We start from the raw sequence: 21,309 nt of genomic DNA on the forward strand, positions 1-21,309 counted from the left end.
GAACGCCTCCTCGGGGCGACGGCCGGGTGAGGCCGGGCCCGTCCTCCGAAACGGGGACGGGCCCGGGCCGGGGGTCTCAGCCGATGGCGATGCGTGTCTGCCAATACGTCTTCGGTGTGACGATCTCGGTGCCGGAACCCGTCAGCGCGGTCTTGCTGCCGGCGTAGAACCGTACTTGGCCCGTGGAGTGGACGGTCCAGATGTCGGGGATGGTGTCGCCGTTGGCGTCGGGGGTGCCCATCAGCTTCGGGATGCCGGCGCGCGACCACCCGGAGCCGCCGTACACCGTGTCCGCTCCGCCCGCGGAGTTCGCGGCGGATGCCAGGGACGTGAGGTTGACCCCGCCCCCGCTCGCCGCGACGCCGGTGCGCAGCAGCAACCGTGCGGAGGGGGCGGATCGGTAGACGAGGTCGGCAACCCCGTCTCCGGAGACGTCCATGACGGTGACCAGATCGCGCGTGGTCCACGTGGAGGACGTCACCAGGAGGGTGGCCTGGTCGACGGTGGCGCCGTGGTAGCCGGTGAGGGCCCACAGTTGGTCGCCGACCAGGACGAGGAAGTCCGTCCGGCCGTCACCGGTGATGTCTCCGGCGGCGACGATCTGCGTGAAGGCGGCAGGGGCCGGAGCACCGGCGGGCAGCAGGATCTGCTGACGTTCGTCGATGTTGACCGCGCCGTAGCCGTCGCCGGGGTAGACCCACAGTTTGTCGCCGAGCCGGACGACGAGGTCCTGGAGGCCGTCGCCGCCGTAGATGTCGCCGTTGTGGGTGATGAGGGCGCCCTTGAAGTGACCGTTGGGCGCCGGCACATACGGGGGCAGGTCGTCGCCGTTGGGGTCCTTGTCCGGGTTGGCCCGGTAGGCGCCCGGCATGGAGTAGTCCAGGTCACCGTCCTTGTCGGCCTGCGCAGGGTAGAGCGCGAGGTTGCCCTCGGCCGTGACCGTCATCATGTCCGGCAGTTCGTCGCCGGTGAAGTCGCCGGCCTTGTCGGCCTGGTCTCGTGGGGTGACGTAGAAGAAGTACCTGGTCGGTTCAGAGATGTTGCCGGAGTTGTCGATGGTGCGGACGTAGAGGACGTTGGGGCCGGCGGCGGGTGGCTTGGCGCCGCTGATGGTCGCGCTGACGGTGACGGCCGTGCCGTTGGTGCGGGCCAGTGTCCCCGTGTACGAGGGCGAGTTGAAGCCGTACTCGTAGCGCACGACATCGGCGTCCAGCGCGCGCACGGTGAAGGAACCGGCCGTGCCGAACTTCTTGGCCGACCACTTGGTGTCCTCTGAGTCGACACCGAACCCGTTCTTGTTGCCGTCCGCGTTGGGGAAGTCGGTCGAGCTGACCACCGGCGGCTTGGGGGCGGCGGTGTCGAGGACGAACTGGCAGGGCACCTTCGGATACCAGGGAGATGTGACGCCTGCGTCGTCCACGGCGCGGACCCGCCAGGAGTAGGTGGTCCCGTTCGTGAGGCTGCTGGTGGAGAAGCCGCTGGTGGTGACCAGGGCGCTGCTGGTGTTGGCGCCGACGGACTTCTTGCCGGCGGTCTTCAGCAGGTCACCGGTGGTGCTCCACTTGTCGGTGGGCCACAGATCGAAGTCGAGATAGTTGAGATTGCCGTCCTTGTCGGTGGCCTTGGCGGTGAAGGTCAGGCTGCCGGAGCCCATACGCACGTACGATTTGCTCGTGGTGCACTCCCCGTCCGGGTTGAGGTCGAGGGAGTCGGTGACGATCGCCGGCGGGCGGTTGTAGACGACCTCGAGGTAGGGCGGGAAGTTGCCGTTGGCCTGGAACTTCTTCCACGCGTACTGGGCATCCTCGTCGCGGGCGCGCAGGCCGAACGTGATGGTGTCCTGGCCCTTGTCGACCGCCTTCTGGGCACCGCTCCTGACGTCGAAGTTCTCGTAGGCGTCCCGGCATCCGGACTTGTAGCCGTGGGCGAAGCTCTTGGTGACCAGCTTGTTGCCGTCGTGCAGCTTGGGCGCGTTCCTCCAGTTGGTGTGGCTGTTGACGGCGCCGGTCAGGTGCACGCTCATGGAGCGGTCCTGGCAGGACCAGGAGTAGGTCTCCAGCATGTACAGCGTGGCGCTGGTGAGCTTGGTGCCCTTGAGGTCCTTGTCGAACTCGATGTTGAAGAAGGACCGGGAGGTGCCCCAGGTGTCGGACTCGAAGCCGACGCGGGCCTCCTGGGTGCCGCCCTTGTTGAAGTCCTTGCCGTTGTAGAACGTGGCGTTGGGATAGCGGTTGTAGGCGGTGGTCCAGTTCTGGACGTGCTTCTTGACCGCCGGGTCGATGAAGACCGGGTAGGTGGTCGCCGCGTCGTTCAGGAAGTCCTGGTCGGGGGTGAGCGTCCACTGGCCGGCGGACAGGTCGGCCTTGACCAGCTCGCCGCGCGAGTCGGGCGAGGGACCGTTCAGCGACGGCAGGCTCAGGGTGGCCGAAGACCCGCTCTGCGAAGGCTGCGGCGTGGGTTCCGCGGGCGCGGACGGCAGCGGCGGCTCCGACACGGCAACGGCGTCGTCGCTGGCCGACGGCAGGACCTCGACAGCACCGTCGTTCTGCTCGTCCGACACGGGAGCCTCCTCCTCGGAGGCGCTCGGGCTGGCCGAGGGCGAGGAGGTGCCGGTAGCAGTCGGGTTGGGGGCTTCCGACGCGGTCGGCTGGGCGGTGGCGCCGACGCCACCGTCGGTCACGGCGGGAGCGCCGCTGCTGTCCCACATCAGGGGCGTCGGTGAGAGCGCGACCTCGTCGCCGTCGGAGTCCAGGGCGCTGACCAGCCCGGTCAACGGATCGAGCCGGAAGGTGAGATCGGAGGAATGGAGACCGTAGACGAGCTGCTGTACGTGCGGGTCCGTGGCAGCCTGGCGGTTCTTCACGACGACGACCTGTCCGAAGCCCTCGTCGTCAGCGGTCAGTACCAGGTCGCCGCCCGGGAACACCTCGGGGTACAGGATCCGGTTGCCGTCGACGACGGGGGTCGGTACCGGGCCCGGCCACGTCAGCTGAATCGCATGGGCGCCGCCATCGACGTACAGGGTGACCAGCGGTGTTCCGGTGTCGGCTGCTGCGGACTTGACGAGGGACACCCGCTGCACGCCCGAGCGCGAGGCCCGCGCCGTCGACGACTGGGCACCGTGCTTTCCGGAGCCGGCCGAGAACACCATCCGGGTGTTGGTGGCCTTCGGCTCCCAGCCTTCCTTGGTCCGGTGCAGGCTGGGGTCGATCTTCTTCCACTCGCCGTCGACCTTGGCGCGGACCGGGGAGGAGTAGAGCCGCTTCTCCATCAGGTGATCGGGCCGTGCCCACGTGGTGGAGTTGGCGGTGCGGGCGGCAGTGACCTCGACCCTCTTACCGGTCCTAGCGGCCTGTTCGACTGCCGCGGCCTCGGTGACCGGGCTTCGGTCCGCCGCTTTCCGCTGACCTCCGCCGTCCAGCTGGAATCCGGCGTAGACGATTCCCGTCGTGGCGACCGCAGTCGCGAGCAGCGCCGCAGTGGCCCGACGGCCGGGCCTGCGACGCCAGGTGCGCGTCATCGGGCGAGTTCCCCTTCCCCATCCCCAGTACCGGCGGACAGGACGGAGCTCCCCCACCGGGCAGCTGATGATGACCGATGAAGGTCCTGTCGTCACCCTGTGATGAACGGCCAGGACCTGTCCCACGTACAGCTCAACCGCGGGCTTCGGCGCGAGGAGCCCGGCGGTACCGCAAGGAAGCAGATGGGGTGAAGCGGCACTTTCAGTGCCAGATCAGCGGAAGCTTTCCACCCTTGCGTGAAAGAAAAATATAAGAAGTCTTACCTGTGCGGAGCGTGTCCTTACCTCCAGGTGGTAGCGCTTTCGCGTTACTTCGCTGCGTAATGAATCGCTACACACCGTGACGATCATCACATGATCACGTGCAACCTGGCGTTCCTCCACAGATCGACCACAGAATCTGCGCTGTTCAGCACCTCAACGCGCGTGGTCCGTCACCGGTCCCGCTTGGACGGTCCGGGGGGACCTAGACGTGTTCGGCCGACTTCCTCGCGCCCGGCGCCGTATCGCACGCACCACCGTGCCGGCCGTCGCAGCCGCGCTGCTCGTCGCACTGCTGCCCGCCCAGGCACTCGCGATCCCACCCGACCCGGATCCGTCTCACGAGGAAACCGGGCGCGAGACGCTCCAGTTGGAGCCGCTGGAGACCGAAGAACCGCTGCCGGGAACGACCGTCTCCGCCGACCTGGACACCCTGAAGCAGGAAGAGCCCGCACCGCAGGAAGAAGCGCCCTCGGGCACCACGCCCCCGCCGGCAGGCACGCCGGGCACGGTGAACTTCGATACGCCCGTCACCCCCGCCTCCCTACGGGCTGCCGACACGGACGACCCCGCCGCCATGCTCCAGGCAGACAACCTGCCGGTCAGCCTCGGCCAGGCCCCCGATCAGCCGAGACCGACCGGTACATGGCAGGTCACCATCTCCGACCGGACCTCGACCACCGGTCAGGGCGTGGACGGCGCGGTGCTGAAGGTGCAGGCCCCCACGACGGGCGCGGTTCCGATCTCCGTGAAGCTCGACTACTCCGGCTTCGAGAGCCTCTACGGCGCCGACTGGGCCTCCCGCCTGCGCTTCGTGCAGTTCCCCGACTGCTACCTGGAGACCCCGGAAGACGAGGCCTGCCAGACGTACGAGGAACTGGAGACCACCAACGACGCCGACGGGAACTCCATCACGGCGACGGTCGACCCGGCCGCCGACGACACGGTGACACCGGCCTCGGCCGACAGCACCACTCCCCAGAACTCGGGCGTAGTACAGGCGGCTTACCGGACGTCCACCACCGCGGCACAGACGGCGGCCTCCGGGAGCACCGCGGTCGTCGGAGCGGTCGACTCCGGTGGAGGCGCGAGCGGCGACTTCAAGGCGACCTCGCTCGCTTCCGACGGCAAGTGGGAGGCGGGTGGCTCCTCCGGGGCCTTCACCTGGTCGTACCCGCTGACCGTGCCCTCCCCGCCCGCCGGGCCGACGCCTCAGATCGCGTTCGGTTACAGCTCCCAGACGGTGGACGGCCGTACCGCCGTCTCCTCCCCGCAGGCGTCCTGGATCGGCGAGGGCTGGAGCTACGACCCCGGCTACATCGAGCGCAAGTACCGCTCCTGCAAGGACGACCGCAAGACACTCGACGCCGGTGCGCCGAACAACACCGCCAAGAAGGACAAGACGTCCGACCTGTGCTGGGTGTCGTACAACGCCGTGATGTCCCTGGCGGGCAAGACCACCGAACTGGTCCGTGACGCCTCCGCCGGCAGCAACCCGGAACGGGACAACGAGCGTTACCGCCCCGCGAAGGACGACGGCACACGCGTCGAGCACAAGGTCGGCGGCGACAACGACGACAACAACGGCGAGTACTGGGTAGTCACCACCAGGGACGGGACCAGGTACTACTACGGCCTCAACAAGGTCGGCGGCGGCCACGACGACACCGGCTCCGTCTCCACCGTCCCCGTCTTCGGCAACCACCCCGGCGAGCCCTGCCATGCCGACACCTTCGCCGACTCGCGCTGCGGTTCGGGCAAGCAGCAGGCCTGGCGCTGGGGACTGGACAAGGTCGTCGACGTCCACGGCAACACGATGATCGTCAACTGGACCCAGGAGACGAACTACTACGCCGCCCGCAAGAGGTTCAAGCAACCCGAGCAATACGACCGTTACGCATACCCGAAATCCATCGAATACGGCATCCGCACCGACTCCTCCGGCTTCACCACGCCCGCCGCACGAATCCTCTTTGACGTGCAGGAACGCTGCCTGCAGTCGACGACCGCCTGTGCTTCCGCCAACTTCGCCAAGACTGACGACCCCGGGGCCTACCGGGTGTGGTGGGACACCCCCGGCAACCTCAACTGCAAGTCCACCTCGAAGCTGTGCCCGGCGTTCCCGTCCTTCTGGACGCAGAAGCGCCTGGACAAGGTGACCACCGAGGCCGCCCGCCCCGGCCAGACCGGTCTCAAGCCGGTCGACGCCTACACACTGCACCAGTCCTTCCCCAAGGACTGGTACGACACCGCGCCGGGCCTGTGGCTCAACTCCATCACGCGCAGGGGCTTCGCGACGGGCGACGCCGTCGGCACCCTCCAGTCCGACGCCGGTGTCAGCTTCGCCCCCTACACGGTCGGCGACGACTCACCGCTGCACGGCCGTCTTCTGGACCGGCAACTCCCCAATCTGGTCCTCAACGGAAAGAAGGACAAGCGCCCCGGCTTCACCCGCCCCCGCATCGGTGTCGTGTCCAACGAGTACGGCGGCGACATCGAGATCGAGTACACCGGCGGCTGCATGAGCGAGCCCGCCGAGGACAAGGGCAAGAGCAACGGGACCTGCTACCCCGTCCGCTGGTCACCCGACGGTGACGAGAAGACCCCCAAGAAGGCCTGGTTCAACAAGTACGTCGTCGCGAGCGTGACCGAGACCGACAAGATCAGCTCGCACGGCAAGGACATCACCACCCAGTACGAGTACGACGACCCGGCCTGGGCCAAGAGCGACGACGAGTTCACCCGCCCCGCCCTGCGCACCTACAGCGACTGGAGGGGCTACCGCACCGTCACCACCCTCAAGGGTGCCAAGAGCACGTCCGAGATCGTGGACGGTGTCCGCGCGGTCAACGCGCAGTCGAAGACGGTCACCCGCTACTTCCGGGGCGCCGGCGGCACGGTGAAGGATTCCTCGGGCACGTCCACCCTCCTCTCGGACGACGCCGAGCAGTACGCGGGCATGACCGCGGAGACCATCACCTACACGGACTCCGGCGGGAAGGTCCTCAAGCGCACTCTGAACTACCCCTTCTCGCAGCTGACCGCCTCCCGCGCCCGCGAGAACGAGGACGGCACGGCAGGCGACCCCCTGCGTGCCTACCGCACCTGGGTCAAGCGCACGGACGCGATCCAGACGGTCGGCGCCTCCTGGCGCGCCGTGCGGACTCTCATCGAGGTCGACGGCACCTATGGCCTGCCGACCCAGGTGGAGTCGTACGTCGTCAAGCCCGACGGCAGCGGCGAGGCCTTCTCGGACCGGACCTGCACCACGACGACGTACGTCCACAACACGTCGGTGTGGCTGATCGGCCTGGCGAAGGACCAGAAGACGACGGCGACATCCTGCGTCGATCAGCCGACTGCGGATCCGGCGACCCTGCTCAAGGCGCAGGTGCACAACACCTACGACGACCTGGCCGACGACGCCACGCCGACCAGGGGCCTGATCACCACCCAGGCCACCAACGACGGCGACGGCGTGTCGGGTGCCGTCACCACGAAGACGACGTACGACACGCTGGGCCGGGTACGCACCGTCACGGCGCCCGGATCGGGGAAGACCGAGACGCAGTACACCCCCGAAGCGGGTGGCCCGGTCACCCAGGTCAAGGTGATCAACGCCAAGGACCAGGTCACCACCACGACCTACGACCCGGGCCGCGGCGTGGCCCTGACGGTCACCGACCCCAACGGCCGTGTCACCCGCAGCGAGTACGACGCCCTCGGCCGCCTGGTGAAGGGCTGGTCGCCGTCGGCCACCGGTTCACCCACCGTGCAGATCGCCTACCAGACAGCCGTGGCCACCCCGGATGAGACCCGCCCGGCCGCGGTCACCGTCCAGTCCCTCAAGGACGACGGCACCTACTCCCGGCAGACCACCATCTACGACGGCCTCCAGCGCGAGGTCCAGACGCAGAGCGAGGCCCACGGCCCGGGCCGGATCATCGTCGACACGCACTACGACGACCACGGCCTGGTCGCGGAGAAGACCAGCGGATACCTGGCCAAGGGCGAACCGACCACCGAACTCTTCGCCCCCAAGGCCAAGACGCTCATCCCCAGCTCCGTCAGCTACACGTACGACGGCCTGGACCGGGAGACCCGAGCCGACACCTACTTCGCCGACGTCAGGAAGTACTCGGCGACCAAGACCTACGGAGACACCAGCACCACCGTGAACCCGGCGGGCTCGACCTCCCCCCGGACCCGCACGGAGACCGACGCCCTCGGCAGGGTCACGTCGATCCGCTACTACAGCCAGAACGCCTCCGCCTCCACCGTCGGGCGCGACACGACCTACGACTACGACGCCCGCGGCAACCGCAGCAAGGTCACCGACGCCGCTGGCAACATCTGGTCCTACCTCTACGACGCCCGGGGCCGGCTGAAGTCCTCCACGGACCCCGACTCCGGCACAGCGCAGATGGGGTACGACGCGGCCGACCGCCTGAACTACACCAAGAACTCCCGCGGGCAGGAGACCTTTACCGAGTACGACCCGCTGGGCCGTGTCCGGTACGTGCGCCAGGGCTCCGCCACCACGAGCCCGGTCAGGGAGTACACCTACGACGACGTGTCCGGCGGCATCGGCAAGCTGAAGGAATCCACCCGCCACACCGCCGACGGCGACTACGTCAACCGGGTCACCGGCTACGACGCCAACTACAACATCACCGGCACCGAGACCGTCATCCCGGCGAACGCGATGACCGCGGGCGTGTCCGGCACGTACGCCCACACCTACACGTACACCCCCACCGGCAAGCAGCAGTCGGTCACCCTCCCCGCGATCGGCGGCCTGGCGAGCGAGAAGGTCGTCACCCGCTACAACAGCGACGGCCTGGCGGACACGACCTCCGGCGCGACCTGGTACACCTCCGACGCCACCTACTCCCCGTACGGGGAGGTCCTGCGCACGGTCTCCGCCCCGCAGCCCTACCGCGTGTGGACGACCAACTTCGTCGACCCCCACACCGGCCGCCTCCAGCGCTCGGTGACCGACCGCGAGACCGACGCCCCGCACCGCATCACCGACAGCCTCTACTCCTACGACGTCTCCGGCACGATCACGTCCAACAGCCGCGCCATGGCCGACGCGACCGGGACGACGTGGGACACCCAGTGCTTCACCTACGACGTCATGGGCGAGCTGGTGAACGCCTGGACGTCGAACATCACCCCGGACTCCCACTCCACCGGCTGCAAGGCGACCGACGGCACCACCTGGGGCTACGACACCGATTACACGACGTCCTCGGGACCGGTGTCCGACGCCCCCGACGCGGCGACGGACAACACGAGTCCCGACACGGCACTGACCTCGTCCCTCGCGGCCACCGCCCCGGCCTCGGGCACGGTGTCGACCGGCACGACGGCCTACCACCAGTCCTTCACCTTCGACTGGCTCGGCAACAGGGCCACCCTCACCGAGCACGACACGGCCGACGCGACGAAGAACGTCACGTACACGTACGGCTACGGCAAGACACTCGCGAATGGCGCGATCACCCAGCCGCACACGATGACGTCGATCGGCTCGACCCCGACCGGCAAGAGCAGCTCGTACGTGTACGACGCCACAGGCAACACGACCGACCGCGACCTGGTCGGCACGACCCAGGACCTGGTCTGGTCGCAGGACAACAAGCCGGAGTCGATCACCAGCAACGGCACCAAGACCACCTACGTCTACGACGCCGACGGCAACCGCATCCTCGAGAACTCGCCCTCCGGCTCCGTCCTGTACCTGGGCGAGACCGAACTGACGACCAACGCCACGGGCAGCATCACCAAGGCGTCCCGTGCCTACACCCAGGCCGGCGCCCCGACCGTCGTCCGCACCACCACCAACGGTGCGACGACCGGCCACAAGCTGAGCGTCCTCCTCGCGGACCACCTGGGCACGGCGACCACCTCGGTGGACGCCGCCTCCGGCCAGACGGTCACCCGCCGCGCCTTCAAGCCCTACGGCGAGGTCCGCGGCACGAAGCCGACAGCCTGGCCGAACAAGCGCAGCTACCTGGGCGTCGGCATCGACGACACGGGAACCGGCCTCACACACATCGGCGCCCGCGAATACGACCAGAACTCGGGTCGCTTCATCTCTGCGGACCCGATCATCGACGTCACCGACCCGCTCCAGATGAACGGGTACGCCTACTCCAAAAACAGCCCCGTCTCACAATCGGACCCCACGGGCCTGCGCCCGGACGGCCTCTGCGGCGGAAACTCGTCCACCTGTGTCCCCAGCGACTCGCTTTCCGGCCAGAGCGTTCACCACAACGAGTCCTGGGAGCGCAAGAGGGGCGGCTGGAAATGGCAGACGTACACCGAGAACAGTGAGGGCAAGCGGTACTACACCGTCGCCGGCGTCAATTGGGGTTACGCATACACCCTGAAGCGCCCGAAGATGACGGTGATCGACTGGCTCGACGTCGCGGGCACCATCACCGGTATCGATGCTCCGGCAGATGTCGCGCATGGGTATGAGGACATCAAGAACGGGGACTACGAGAACGCCATCTGGGACGCACTGGCACTCATGCCCGAAGTCCCGAATTTCCGATCCCCGAGGCCCAAGGGCTGCAAGTGCTTCCTGGCAGGCACCGACGTCCTCATGGGAGACGGCTCCACCAAGGACATCGAAGACGTAAAGATCGGCGACGAGGTCCAGGCGACCGATCCGGAAACCGGAGAGTCCGGCAAGCGCAAGGTAACCCGGCTCATCGTCACCGAAAGCGACAAGGAGTTCAACGAACTCACCCTGGCGACGAAGAACGGCCTCGAGAAGCTCACCGCCACGCACGAGCACCCGTTCTGGTCCGAGTCGGAGCACCGCTGGGTGGAGGCAGGCGACCTCACCCCGGGCATGACCCTCCTCTCCAACGACGGCACCCTGGTCACGGTCAAGGGCAACCGCGCCTACACTCAGCGGGCACGGACGTACAACCTCACTGTTGATGACCTGCATACGTACTATGTGCTGGCGGGCGAGACTCCGGTCCTGGTTCACAATTCAGGCTGTGGAAGCGCTGACCCCTTCAGCTTTAGACGTACTGAGGCGCTGTCTGGCAATGCCTCCAAGAGGAATGTCGATTCACTGGCGGCATCGATGAAGGAAAACGGCTGGCAGGGTGATCCGATCTCGGTGGCGAAGATCGGCGACGACCTCTACATCCTTGATGGCCATCACCGGGTCGCTGCCGCCAAGCGTGCAGGCATCGACGTGCCGTATCGGATCCTTCCGGACTCCGAAATCCGGGCCAGATATCCTGGGGGCGCCGATGACATCACGACTGCCTGGGCTGAGGTCGGGCCGGACAAGCTAGTGAACAAGTACAGGAAGCCGGGGTATCGATGACAGGTGAGCCTTTGAGGGAAGTCGAGGCGTACTTGCAAGCCCTGTCCCGGGTGCGCAGCGCTGTTCAGCGCTGTCACCCGGAGTTCGGGGGGCTGGCCGATCTCCTACGCCTATACCGGTCGGGAGCCCTGGAAAAGACCGGAACTATCTGCGCAGGTCTTGAATACAACTTCCATGGCTCTGGGTGTCTTTTTACTGAGATCGATGGTGCTGAAATTGACCTCGACTTCTTTGAGGAGGGGTTGGAGGTCTTTGACTCCTGGCGGATTAGGCGCTTTTTGATGAGCGTTGATGGCGAGCCGTCAAGAAGTATTGAGGAGATTACCGAAGTCTGTCGATCCTTGGTTTCTCAGGGTCGATTGGTGGAGCCGCGCAGCGGATGGTTTTCGATGGCGGCATAGTGCTTTTTCTGGGTAGCGGTGGAAGAAAAAACCACCCTCTCGTGCCAGTGCTGTAGAAAATATCGGGGCTCCCTCTCCTAAATTTCTTGGAGAGGGAGCCCCGTGGCGCGTTGACGGCAACGCTGACGGCAACGTCAGCGGACGGTGGCTGCGGCGGGTGGGTCGTCGGTCGGGCCGAGGGCGTCGCCGAGGGTGTCGATGGCTTGGCGTTGGAGGCGGAGTCGGACGTGGGCGTAGACGCCGGCGGTGACGCCTATGTGTGCGTGGCCGAGGAGTTCTTTGATCACGACGAGGTCGACGCCTTGTTCCAGGAGCAGCGTGGCGGTCGAGTGGCGGAGGTCGTGGAAGCGGATACGGCGGAGCCCGGCCCGTTCGAGGAAGCTGCGGAAGCGCCGGTTGAGGTTGGCCGGGTCGAGAGGCCGTCCAGTCGGTGTGGTGAAGACGAGGCCGCTGTCTCTCCAAGCTGACCCTGCGATCTCACGCTCCTTGTACTGCTGCTGCCTGTGCTCCCTGAGGGAGCGGATGCATTCCGTCGGGAGCGCGATCCGGCGCTCGGACGCCAGGGTCTTGGTGGGCAGATGAGTGAGGCCGCCGGTTCGGGTGCGCTGGAGCGAGCGGCGGATGCTGGCAGTTCCGTTGCTGAGGTCGAGGTCTTCCCAGTGGAGGCCGAGGAGTTCGCCTTTGCGGAGTCCGGTGCGCAGGGCGAGTGCGTACAGCGCGTGGAGTCGGTCGGCGCGGGCGGCGACGAGGAACTGGCGGGCTTCGGCTGCGGAGAACGGTCGGAATCGCCGAGGCCGAGGTGTGGTTGCCTTGACGTTTCGGGCGACGTTGCGGGGCAGCTCGTCTTCGCGGACGGCGTGCTCCAGCGCCGACTTGAGCACCGAATGCACGTACGTCACGGTCAAGGGGGACAGCCGCTTCTGGCAGCACTCGCCGACCGCGCAGCAGCTCTTCCGTTCGGCGTCCAGCCCTTGGGTGCAGCACTGGCACGTGGTGCGCAGGCGGTCGAGGAAGGTGCGCACGTCTTTGGCGGTCAGCCGTGCGACCTTCTTGGTGCCGAGGCCGGGCATGAGGTGGAGACGGACGCAGGCGGCGTATCGGACGTGGGTGTTCTCCCGAAGCCGGTGGACAGCGACGCCATTCAGCCAGTAGGTCAGGTAGTCGCCGACGGTGCTGTCGGCGGTGGCGACAGGCAGGCCGCGGTTGCTGTCGGCGATCTTTTCGGTGAGCTTGTCGGCCGCCTCTTTGCGGGTGGTGCCGTAGACGCGGACGCGTTTGCGGGTGCCGTCGGCAGCGAGGACGTAGCCGGCGGCTTCCCAGCGGCCGTCCTTGCGCTGGTAGATGGTGCCTTCGCCGTTGGCACGGCTCTTGCGCTTGGGTGCAGTCATCAGGCGGCCTCTTCCAGGTGACGCTGGATGTAGTCGTCGAGTGCGATGGAGGGGATACGGCGAGCGCGGCCGATGGTGATTGAAGGGAGCCGACGGGAGCGGATCAGGTCGTAGACCGTGGAGCGGCCGAGCTTGAGCCGGGCCATGACGTCCGGGACGGTCAGCAGTTTTTCGTCACGCATAGGTGGGTTCTCCTTCCGTTTCGGGGGCCGGTTCGATGGATGCGGCCAGCCAGGCTTCGGCGTCGGAGAGGCCGGTGCCGGCGAAGACCCAGTGCGCGAGGACGTACGTCGTCTCGGGTCCGTTGTCGGGTGTGGTGGCTGCGGCTTGTGCTCGGCGCCATTCGGCGCGGGCGTCGCGGAGGGCGCCGAGGGTGGTGGAGTAGCGGCGGGACTTGGTGGAGAAGTGGCCGCGGAAGCCGAGCATGTGGGCCCAGGCGCGCAGGCGGAGGTGTTCGAGGTCTTTGCGTGCGCCGAGGGTCCAGGCGGTTCGGATGAGGCGGCGGGCATGGTCGCTGATGTCGAGCTGGGCGAGTTCGGCGGCGAACTTCAGGGGGCGGTCGAGAGCTCCCGTGGCTGTCTCGGCGCCCTTGGTGGCGTACTTGGCGATGTACGCGGCTACGGCACGCTCGGTCAGCTCCTGGCCGTCGTTGAAGTCGGCGGAGCGGATGATGCGGACGTCGAGTTGGCGGCCGAAGGTGAAGGTGTGAGCGCGGTCGTCGATGGTGGGGCCGTCGACCTGGACCTTGGACGCGGCGGCGGTGATGGCGTCGGTGAGCAGTTCGGCCGTGGCCCAGGCCGGGGGCGGGGTGTCTCCGCCGCCGGGGCCGTCAAGGCGGATCACGGCGTGAAAGTGGACGGCTCCGCGCTTCTGGTACTCGGCGACCTTGGCGAAGGAGACGCGGGCGTGGTCACGCAGATGCCGCTGTGAGAGGCCCGCCCGTTTGGCGATCTCCCGGCGCAGGTGGATGGAGAAGCGCCGCCAGAGGAGGCCTACGTGGGCGTTCCAGAGGACGGCCGCGTCGTAGTCGTAGGTGTCGGGGTTGAGCGGGGTGCCGAGTGTCTCGTCCTCCTGGTCGTGGTGGGTGCCGCAGCGGCAGGGGCGGCCGGAGGACGGGCGGTTGTGGACGGGGCCGAAGCTGGGGGCGGTGAAGGTGGCGAAGACGCGGGGGTGGGTGGCGACGTGTTCGGGGGTGCCCTTGCCGCCCCGCAGTCCGGCGGTGATCAGTTGGAAGGTGTCGCGGCGGTAGACCTCGGCGCAGGCGGGGCAGCGGGTGGTGCGGCGGTTGTTGCAGCGGACGAGGAGTTGGCCGGCCGGGAGGGTGGACGAGTCAAGGTGCTGGAGGATGCGGCCGATCTCGCCGGTGGCGGTGTCGATGTCGTACTCGGTGCGGTGGCCGTCCAGGCGGATCGGGTGGGTGCAGCCGCCGAGGCCGGAGAGCTGGCGGAGGATACCGGGCAGGGTGCCGTCTGCGGCGAGCTTGCCGAGTTCCGGGAGTGGGGGCGGGGTGGGGCGGGCGAAGATGGCGATCTCCTTCTGACGGGCACTGGTCGGGAGGGTGGGCCACCGGGGCGGCGGATGCTTGGGCGTGTCATGCCGCCCCGGAGGCCGGACCGCTGATCAGCGGCGGTGGTGGTCGCGGAGCAGGGAGCGCAGGACCACGGCGGCGACGGCCACGGAGATGGCCGTGACGGCGACGGCGGCCAGGAGCGCGGTCAGGACGACTCCGCCGACGAGGACGGCCGCGACGGTCTTCTGGTCGATGGAGACCGAGGGGAGCGCGGGGCGCCGGACGGGGGCCGGGTCGGTCGGGGCGTGGGTGTGGGTGTGGGTGGGCTGCGGGGTGGGGTTGTCCGGGTACTTGGGCAGGAACACGGCTGCGATCTCCTGTCTACTCGTCTAGATGTGTTGGCCGTTTATGACGGTCACGCCGTTGCGCGTGCCGGACTCGATGGCGGGGGCGAGGAAGGTGTGCGAGAGCCAGAAGCCGAAGAGGGCGATGAGGACGACGGTCCAGGTGCGGACGCCGAGGTATTTGACCGCCGCCCAGGCGAAGAAGCCGAGGACGACGACGAGGGGGAGGTTGAGCGTCACGGGGTGCGGGGTCCCTTCAGCGGACGGGGCAGCGGTGGGTGCGGGCGGCCAGCTCGGCGGCGGCGCGGCTGTCGTAGTCGGCGGAGAAGTTGCAGCGCGGGGCGGTGCAGGCGGCGGTGTGCTTCTCGCGACCCCGGTGGTCGTAGGCGGTGCCGACCTGGACGGGACCGATCCGGGTGACGTTGCGGAAGCGGCGGTTGGCGGGCATGTCAGCGCTCCTCTCGCGGGGTGGGGGCGGGGAAGGCGTCGAGGATGCGGGCCGCTTCGGCGGGGTCCGGGGTGCAGTCGGCGGCAGCTTCGGCGAGGAGTCGGGCGAGCGCGGGCCGACCGCTGGCGGCCATCTGGCGGGCCGCGTCGAGGTAGTCGGCGGCGGTGTTGAAGGTGAAGAGGGGCACGGGTCAGCTCCCTGTCGGTGCGAGGCGGGCGGCGATGGCTTCGGCCATGGGTGCCGGGACGCCGAGGCGGGCCCGGAGGGTGGGGGTGTCGATCGGGGTGCCGGTGCGGGTGTGGTGCTCGGCGGCGACCTTGCGGGCGTGGTGGATGAGGGCGGCCGGGACCGGGACGGGAGGGGGTTCCGGGGGTGCCTCGATGGCGGGCGGGGTGGTTGTCTCGGGGGTGGGTTCGGGGTTGTCCTCCTGGTCCTCGATGACTTCGGCGGCCGGGGCTGTCTGGGGTGTCGAGTGGGCGAGGAGGGTGCCGCCGAGGAAGGCGACGGCGGGCCAGCCCGCGACGAGGATGCGCAGCCAGGCGGGGACGTCGGCGAGGTTGAGCAGGCCGGCGGTGGCGACGTTCGCGCCGAGGGAGGCGGTGATGGCGATGACGAACCAGCACCAGGCCGCTGTCTTCCCTGTGCCGGAGCGCAGCCGACGCCAGGCAGCGACGAGCAGCAGGTCTACGGACACCGGGTAGGCCCAGGCTTTCCAGCCGTCTTGTCCGGCGGCCATGGCGATGTCGTGGATGTGGGCGAAGGACAGCGCGGCGGCGATCAGCGCCTGTACGAGCACCGCGTCCACGCGAGCCAGTTGGGCACGCATGATGGCGGCTCCTTCCGGGTTCAGGCATGGGAGGGGTAGGGACGTGGCGCGAGGCGGTCACGCCGACCGGGGAGGGAAGGGCGCGTCAGTCGGTCACGGGGTACGGCTGGACGGCCGGAACCGGGGCCTCAACAGCCCGTACGGGCACGGCGGGCCGGAAGGGCTTCAGCGCGGGCAGGTCGGGCACCAGGTGGGCCGTCTCCTGGCAGATGTCGGCAGCATCGCCGAGGGAGAGATAGGGGGTGCGGATGCGGGACCAGCCGCCGGAGGTGTCCCCGGCGACCGCGAGGCCGGGCAGCTCAGGGGCGATGGCACAGGCGGCCATGACCGCTTCCGGGGCGATGTCGCCCAAAGCCATCTTGGCGGAGGCTTCATCGTTGACCCGGTGGCAGACGCGAACGGTGAGCTGGGCCCGGAGCATGGTGGCGCCCTTGCCGAGTTCGGCGCCGAAGCGCTGCCCACACACTTCGAGATAGATGCCGGCCGCGCGGCCGAGCTGGGCGAGGCGGATGAGCTGAGTGACCATCTCGTCTCGCCGTTCCTCGTCCTTCTTCGTGGCGACGAGGAAGAGTTCCGCCACCTCGTCGACGAACAGCACGACGGGCACGGGCCGTTCGCTCTCGGGCAGGCCCCAGATGTCCGAGGTGATCTCCTCGTCCGGGGTGCCGGGGGCGATTCCCTGCCGGGCTCTGATCAGGTCGTATCGGTCCTCCATCTCTTTGACCAGGGCGGGCAGCAGCTCGGCGACCTCATCCGGTTCGGTGGCGAGGGCGGACAGCCGCGGGGCGAACGGGGCCAGCTCGACACCGCGCTTGCAGTCGAAGCCGACGAGGGCGACGTTCTGACGGGCGAGCCCGGAGACGAGATGCCGCAGGTACATGGACTTGCCCGACAGCGTGGCGCCGAGGGTGAGTTGATGAGGCACGGTCCGGTAGTCGCGTACGAAGGGCATGGCGTCCTCCCGCAGCGCGACCGGCACCTTGAGGAACCCGGCATCGAGCTTGCGCGGCATCCGCACCTTGCGCAGGACATCGAAGCCGACGAGCCGCAGTTCGACGACACCGGGCTTGACGGTGGTGACATAGACGGCGTGGACGCCCCAGGCGTGCCGCAGCCGTTCGGCCGAGGCGGCGACGTCGGCGGGTTCCTGCCCCGGAGCGAGGCGGAGCCGCAGCCGCAGCCCGGTCGAGGTGGGCCGGATGATGCCCCGCCGGGGCGGCACGGGCCGGATCTCCCGCCGGGTGGTGGCCTTGACTGCGAGGACCCGCAGCCGGGACGGGGCCACGGTCAGGCCGCAGGCTTCCATGACCGAGGCGTACGAGCTGAGGAGGCGGACGGTGGATATCGGACCGCCGACGGCCGACCAGTACAGGGCCGGGTGGTTGGCCCGGGTGTAGGCGGCCCCGCCGCCGAGCGCGGCGAGGGGACCACCCACCTCCAGAAGCGTCGTCAGGTCGGTCATCAGGCCGTGGCCCCCATGGCGGCCGGGAAGGCGGCCGGGGTGACGGCGGCGGCGCGGTAGGCGATGCCGTGACGCTGCTGCCCGTTGAACACGGACTCCCACGGCCGGGCGATCAGCCCCGGCAGCGAGACGGGCGAGCCCAGGATCAGGCCCTCGGTGACGCCGCCCTCCGGGACGGTGACCTTGATGAGCGAGGACTCTCCGTCCTCGATGTACACGACGCCGATGGTCATCAGCGCCTCACCGCTCACGGCGTCCTTGGCGATCTCGCCGGTCTGCCGGTCGCGGACCTTCGGTTCCGGGGCCTCCGTCAGCAGGATCGTCGCGGCGGAGGTCTCAACACGGATGGTGCGCAAGGCTGCATTCCTATCTACTCGTCTATACATGTAGCGATCTGTGAACCCGATCTTGCGGGCTCACAGCGATCACCCTGCCACACAACTTGCCCACTCGTCTATACGAGTATGCACGTTGGGGTGTACGAGTTCGAGGAAGTGTCCCCCGCGCACCACCACCGGTCACCCGCTCACGTGGCCGGGAGCTGGTACGACAGGACGTACGCGTCCGCCGCCATGACCGTGTCACAGACCTCCACGGGCCGCCCCTCGGTGTCGAAGGCGGTGCGGATCAGGTGAATGACGGGCACGCCGGCCGCCAAGTGCAGCGTCTTGACCTCGGCGGGCGAGGGCATCCGGGCACGGATCTCCTCCTCGAAGTGGTCGAGCCGGTGACCCAGCTCTTCGAGACGGGCGTAGATGCCGCCGGGCCCGGGGTTCGGTTCGGCGATCTGCGTACCGCGTGCGATGTCGAGCGGCAGGTAGGAGGTCGCGAACTCGACCGGACGCCCGTCGAGGAGATACCGGCGCCGACGCGCGAGCACACGCCGCACGGAGCCCAGCCGGGCAGAGACGTCCTGACTGGCCTTCTCTTCCTTCACCTCGAGACTGTCGACCTGGGGGTGACTGCCGACGGCGTCCGCTTCCACGATGAACGCGGACTTCCCCTGCTCGCGGTGCCGCCGGGCGAACCGGTCGGAGGCGAGACGCCGCACGGGCGGACGCGGCCGGACGAACACGCCCTTGCCGTGCTCGGCGTGCACCAGGCCCTCACCCTGGAGGACGGAGAAGGAGTTGCGGACCGTCATCCGGGAGACCCCGTAGTGGTCCACCAGCTCAGCCTCAGAAGGCAGCTTCTCGCCCTCCCGGAACCGCCCCCGGTCGATGGCTTCGCGCAGCTGATCGGCGATCTGCCGGAAGACCGCACGATCGCTCGTGGGGTCGAGATCACCGAGGAGGCCCGAAGGAAGTGAAGGGCTCACGTGTGTACTCCTTTAGGTATCTAGACGAGTGGGCGAGTGTTGTTGCTACGGTGGAGAGCCTAGCCATCCCGAGGGGGCCGAGGAACGTGAGCACAGAACGCCCGCACTCCGTGAGCGTGGCCGGGGTCGTCGTCGACGACCAGGGCCGGGCCCTCCTGATCCAGTGCCGGGACAACGGCAAGTGGGAGCCCCCGGGCGGTGTCCTTGAACGCGAGGAGACCATCCCCGAAGCCCTTCAGCGCGAAGTCCTCGAAGAGACCGGCATCAAGATCGCGCTTCCCGCGACTCTCACCGGCGTCTACAAGAACATGACCGGCCTGATCGTCTCGCTGGTCTTCCGCTGCAAGGCGGCCGACGGCTCGCCCACCACCGGCGACGAGACCCGCGCACTGCGCTGGGCCACCCGTGAAGAAGTCTCCGAACTCGCCGACGAGGCGTACGCGATCCGCGTCACCGACGCTTTGGACGCGGCGTCTCCGCCGGCCATCCGCGCCCACGACGGCGTGAAACTCGTCTAGCCCGAACCCGCTGCACATGGCGGCCTACCAGCATGAAGGAACTTGTATGCACGAGTATACGAGTATGACGCGAGTCTGGGGACTGTCTTGCCCAGGTTTCCCGGAAGAGGTCAGCCGGGCCCGCCGCTGGACCCGCGACATCCTGCGCGGCTCCCCTTTTGCCGAGGACGCCGAGCTGATCGTGAGCGAGCTCAGCGCGAACGCGATCCTCCACACTGCCAGCGGCCGGGACCAGGGCAGCTTTCACCTGGCCGTCGCGGTATCTGCCCAGGTGGTTGCGGTATCGGTGACGGACGACGGAGGCACCGCTACAGCCCCCAAGGTCGAGCACCAGGACCAGGACGCCGAGGGCGGCCGAGGACTCGGCATGGTCAGCACGATCGCCCACCGCGTCGTGGTCCACGACAGCGAGGCCGGCCACACAGTCACCGCGGAGCTCTTCACAGACGTACGACGAGGAGGAGGGCGCCTGTGCTGAGGACGATGACCAGCCCCGGCTTCTGGTGCGAGTGCTGGACACAGAACCTGGACGAGCAGCAGGCGCCGGCACTCTTTGGGTCCTACGACGCGCGCGGTGCCGTGGAGGCGAACAACTGGGTAGCGACGATCCTCCGCACCATCTCACCGGCACTCGACACAGCAGCCTGCACGGAGGCATGGGAACGGCTCTACGACCACCGCATCGACACCCGACGAGCGCTCTTGCGACGCGAACCCTGGAGCGTGTCCATCACCCACATCAGCACGCGCATCACATGGACGGTCCGACCGGTGCTCTTCCTGCCACTTGCACACCGCCAGGGCAGCGAACTCCCCATGTGCGCTTACGACTTCAAACCCCTCACGCCCTGAGCGGCTGTCAAGCATCACCCGGGACCGGGCAAGTCGAGGACATCCGTGTCTAGTCCCAGGTGATGCCCGACGTTCTGGTCCCAGCTGATGCTTGACGGTGGGCCTAGACAACATCGGAAACCTTGTGGGGCTTGTTCGCCTTGACGTGGCGGACGGGAATGTCGGTCGTGCGCCGGATGACCCGGACCTGGCCGTCCAGGTCGACGGTGATCGTCGTGTCCGACACGTGCACGGTCACCGTCTGGCCTGCGTACGTCCGGCCGAGGGAGACGACCTGCCGGCAGACCATGATCGTGCCCACAGCACTGATCCGCCGCTGCACCCGCACCGGCTCGATGCCCGGCCGCGGTGGCGGTCCGGCCGGACGCAGGCCCCGCAGCCGACGCACTTCCTCTCCGGTCAGCGGGTTGGGCCGCACCCGCAGGAGTTCCCGCGAGGACGGGTCGAAGAACGACAGCGTCTCGTCGTCGATGCGGATGCCCACCTGGCGGCCGCCGAGGATCTCCGCGGCCAGCACCTGGCGCCCGGCCAGGCCCACCAGGCCGCTGTTGTTCACGACCCGGTCCACCTCGAACGCCATCCCGTCACCGGCAGGCAGCGGGGCCGGTCCGGCCGCACGGCCGCCCCGGACAGCCAGCCGTCCCAGATCAGCCACCGACAGGTGCGACCGCACGCTCTTGATCCGCGTCCCAGCGATCAGCAGATGGATCACCGAGGTGTCCGCCCAGAACGTCACCGTCAGCCCCGAACGGGCCGGACCCAGCCAGAACTGCTTGCCCGCGACCTGCAGATTCCCACTCGCAGGCACCACCCGATCGAACTCCACCGGCCCACCGGGCTCCACCGGCGCCACGACCGGGACCACCTCAGGCAGGGCGGCGGGCACAGCCGAGGCTTCAGCCGGAGCCGCCTCCGAGTCCGGGTCCGGGTCCGGGTCCGCTGGAGGTGTCCGCTGCTGCGGCACCAGCGCCAGCACTCCGGGAATCTTCAGCCCCAGCACGTCCCGCTCCTCCTCGGGCACCGGGGTGAACCGGTCTCCCGGAGACTGCATGTCCAGGGCCTGATGCGGACGCATCGAGTTGTATTCCTGCACCCAACGAT

The 21,309-nt window shown here is 68.3% G+C and carries 17 protein-coding genes and 1 pseudogene; 5 read left to right on the forward strand and 13 right to left on the reverse strand.

The window, feature by feature from the left end:
- Positions 1 to 76: 76 nt before the first annotated feature.
- A complete protein-coding gene (locus AQJ64_RS41045; RefSeq protein ID WP_055632813.1) occupies positions 77 to 3,520 on the reverse strand; it encodes a DNRLRE domain-containing protein in 3,444 nt (1,147 codons plus the stop codon).
- Positions 3,521 to 4,040: 520 nt separating this feature from the next.
- On the opposite strand from AQJ64_RS41045, the gene AQJ64_RS41050 reads away from it, so the two are divergent.
- Both AQJ64_RS41050 and AQJ64_RS49390 read left to right on the forward strand, forming a co-directional pair.
- Positions 4,041 to 11,141 (forward strand): polymorphic toxin-type HINT domain-containing protein, encoded by a 7,101-nt coding sequence (locus AQJ64_RS41050; RefSeq protein WP_157880877.1) that lies wholly within the window; start codon positions 4,041 to 4,043, stop codon positions 11,139 to 11,141.
- A gap of 11 nt (positions 11,142 to 11,152) precedes the next feature.
- Positions 11,153 to 11,542: a DUF6896 domain-containing protein gene (locus AQJ64_RS49390; protein ID WP_159060345.1), complete on the forward strand. Its 390-nt coding sequence runs from the start codon at positions 11,153 to 11,155 to the stop codon at positions 11,540 to 11,542.
- Positions 11,543 to 11,676: 134 nt separating this feature from the next.
- On the opposite strand, the gene AQJ64_RS41055 is transcribed toward AQJ64_RS49390, so the two are convergent.
- The 11 genes from AQJ64_RS41055 to AQJ64_RS41105 form a co-directional block, all read right to left on the reverse strand.
- Positions 11,677 to 12,930, reverse strand: a complete 1,254-nt coding sequence (locus tag AQJ64_RS41055) for a tyrosine-type recombinase/integrase (protein WP_055632811.1) — start codon at positions 12,928 to 12,930, stop codon at positions 11,677 to 11,679.
- Positions 12,930 to 13,112: a helix-turn-helix domain-containing protein gene (locus AQJ64_RS41060; protein WP_055632810.1), complete on the reverse strand. Its 183-nt coding sequence runs from the start codon at positions 13,110 to 13,112 to the stop codon at positions 12,930 to 12,932. Before AQJ64_RS41060 ends, AQJ64_RS41055 begins: the two co-directional genes overlap by 1 nt.
- Entirely contained in the window at positions 13,105 to 14,391 is a 1,287-nt protein-coding gene (locus AQJ64_RS41065; RefSeq protein ID WP_079062244.1) for a replication initiator, read from the reverse strand. Before AQJ64_RS41065 ends, AQJ64_RS41060 begins: the two co-directional genes overlap by 8 nt.
- Positions 14,392 to 14,550: 159 nt before the next feature.
- A complete protein-coding gene (locus AQJ64_RS41070; RefSeq protein ID WP_059203472.1) occupies positions 14,551 to 14,805 on the reverse strand; it encodes a hypothetical protein in 255 nt (84 codons plus the stop codon).
- A 24-nt stretch (positions 14,806 to 14,829) separates the two neighbouring features.
- Positions 14,830 to 15,024: a hypothetical protein gene (locus tag AQJ64_RS41075; RefSeq protein ID WP_059203473.1), complete on the reverse strand. Its 195-nt coding sequence runs from the start codon at positions 15,022 to 15,024 to the stop codon at positions 14,830 to 14,832.
- A gap of 16 nt (positions 15,025 to 15,040) precedes the next feature.
- Positions 15,041 to 15,232 (reverse strand): mobile element transfer protein, encoded by a 192-nt coding sequence (locus AQJ64_RS41080; RefSeq protein WP_037684465.1) that lies wholly within the window; start codon positions 15,230 to 15,232, stop codon positions 15,041 to 15,043.
- 1 nt (position 15,233) lies between these two features.
- Positions 15,234 to 15,419, reverse strand: a complete 186-nt coding sequence (locus AQJ64_RS41085; RefSeq protein ID WP_059203474.1) for a hypothetical protein — start codon at positions 15,417 to 15,419, stop codon at positions 15,234 to 15,236.
- Between the two features lie 3 nt (positions 15,420 to 15,422).
- Entirely contained in the window at positions 15,423 to 16,058 is a 636-nt protein-coding gene (locus tag AQJ64_RS41090; protein WP_059203475.1) for a DUF2637 domain-containing protein, read from the reverse strand.
- 85 nt (positions 16,059 to 16,143) lie between these two features.
- Entirely contained in the window at positions 16,144 to 17,520 is a 1,377-nt protein-coding gene (locus AQJ64_RS41095; RefSeq protein WP_055635082.1) for an FtsK/SpoIIIE domain-containing protein, read from the reverse strand.
- Positions 17,520 to 17,876 carry an SCO3933 family regulatory protein gene (locus AQJ64_RS41100; protein ID WP_055635081.1) on the reverse strand — a complete coding sequence of 119 codons (357 nt, stop codon included), beginning with the start codon at positions 17,874 to 17,876 and terminating at the stop codon, positions 17,520 to 17,522. Before AQJ64_RS41100 ends, AQJ64_RS41095 begins: the two co-directional genes overlap by 1 nt.
- Before the next feature lie 170 nt (positions 17,877 to 18,046).
- On the reverse strand, positions 18,047 to 18,838 hold the full coding sequence (locus tag AQJ64_RS41105) for a GntR family transcriptional regulator (RefSeq protein ID WP_055635080.1): 792 nt from the start codon (positions 18,836 to 18,838) through the stop codon (positions 18,047 to 18,049).
- A 110-nt stretch (positions 18,839 to 18,948) separates the two neighbouring features.
- On the opposite strand from AQJ64_RS41105, the gene AQJ64_RS41110 reads away from it, so the two are divergent.
- From AQJ64_RS41110 to AQJ64_RS41120, 3 genes are read left to right on the forward strand one after another with little or no spacing between them, the layout of a single operon-like run.
- Positions 18,949 to 19,356 (forward strand): NUDIX hydrolase, encoded by a 408-nt coding sequence (locus AQJ64_RS41110; protein ID WP_055635079.1) that lies wholly within the window; start codon positions 18,949 to 18,951, stop codon positions 19,354 to 19,356.
- A gap of 46 nt (positions 19,357 to 19,402) precedes the next feature.
- Positions 19,403 to 19,834 (forward strand): ATP-binding protein, encoded by a 432-nt coding sequence (locus AQJ64_RS41115; RefSeq protein ID WP_055635078.1) that lies wholly within the window; start codon positions 19,403 to 19,405, stop codon positions 19,832 to 19,834.
- A 5-nt stretch (positions 19,835 to 19,839) separates the two neighbouring features.
- Complete coding sequence (locus AQJ64_RS41120) at positions 19,840 to 20,208, forward strand: hypothetical protein (protein ID WP_055635083.1); 369 nt, start codon at positions 19,840 to 19,842, stop codon at positions 20,206 to 20,208.
- Between the two features lie 103 nt (positions 20,209 to 20,311).
- On the opposite strand, the pseudogene AQJ64_RS41125 reads toward AQJ64_RS41120, so the two are convergent.
- Positions 20,312 to 21,309: pseudogene (locus AQJ64_RS41125) on the reverse strand (IS481 family transposase); the annotation flags it as partial.

Source organism: Streptomyces griseoruber (assembly GCF_001514205.1).
Taxonomy (GTDB): domain Bacteria; phylum Actinomycetota; class Actinomycetes; order Streptomycetales; family Streptomycetaceae; genus Streptomyces; species Streptomyces griseoruber.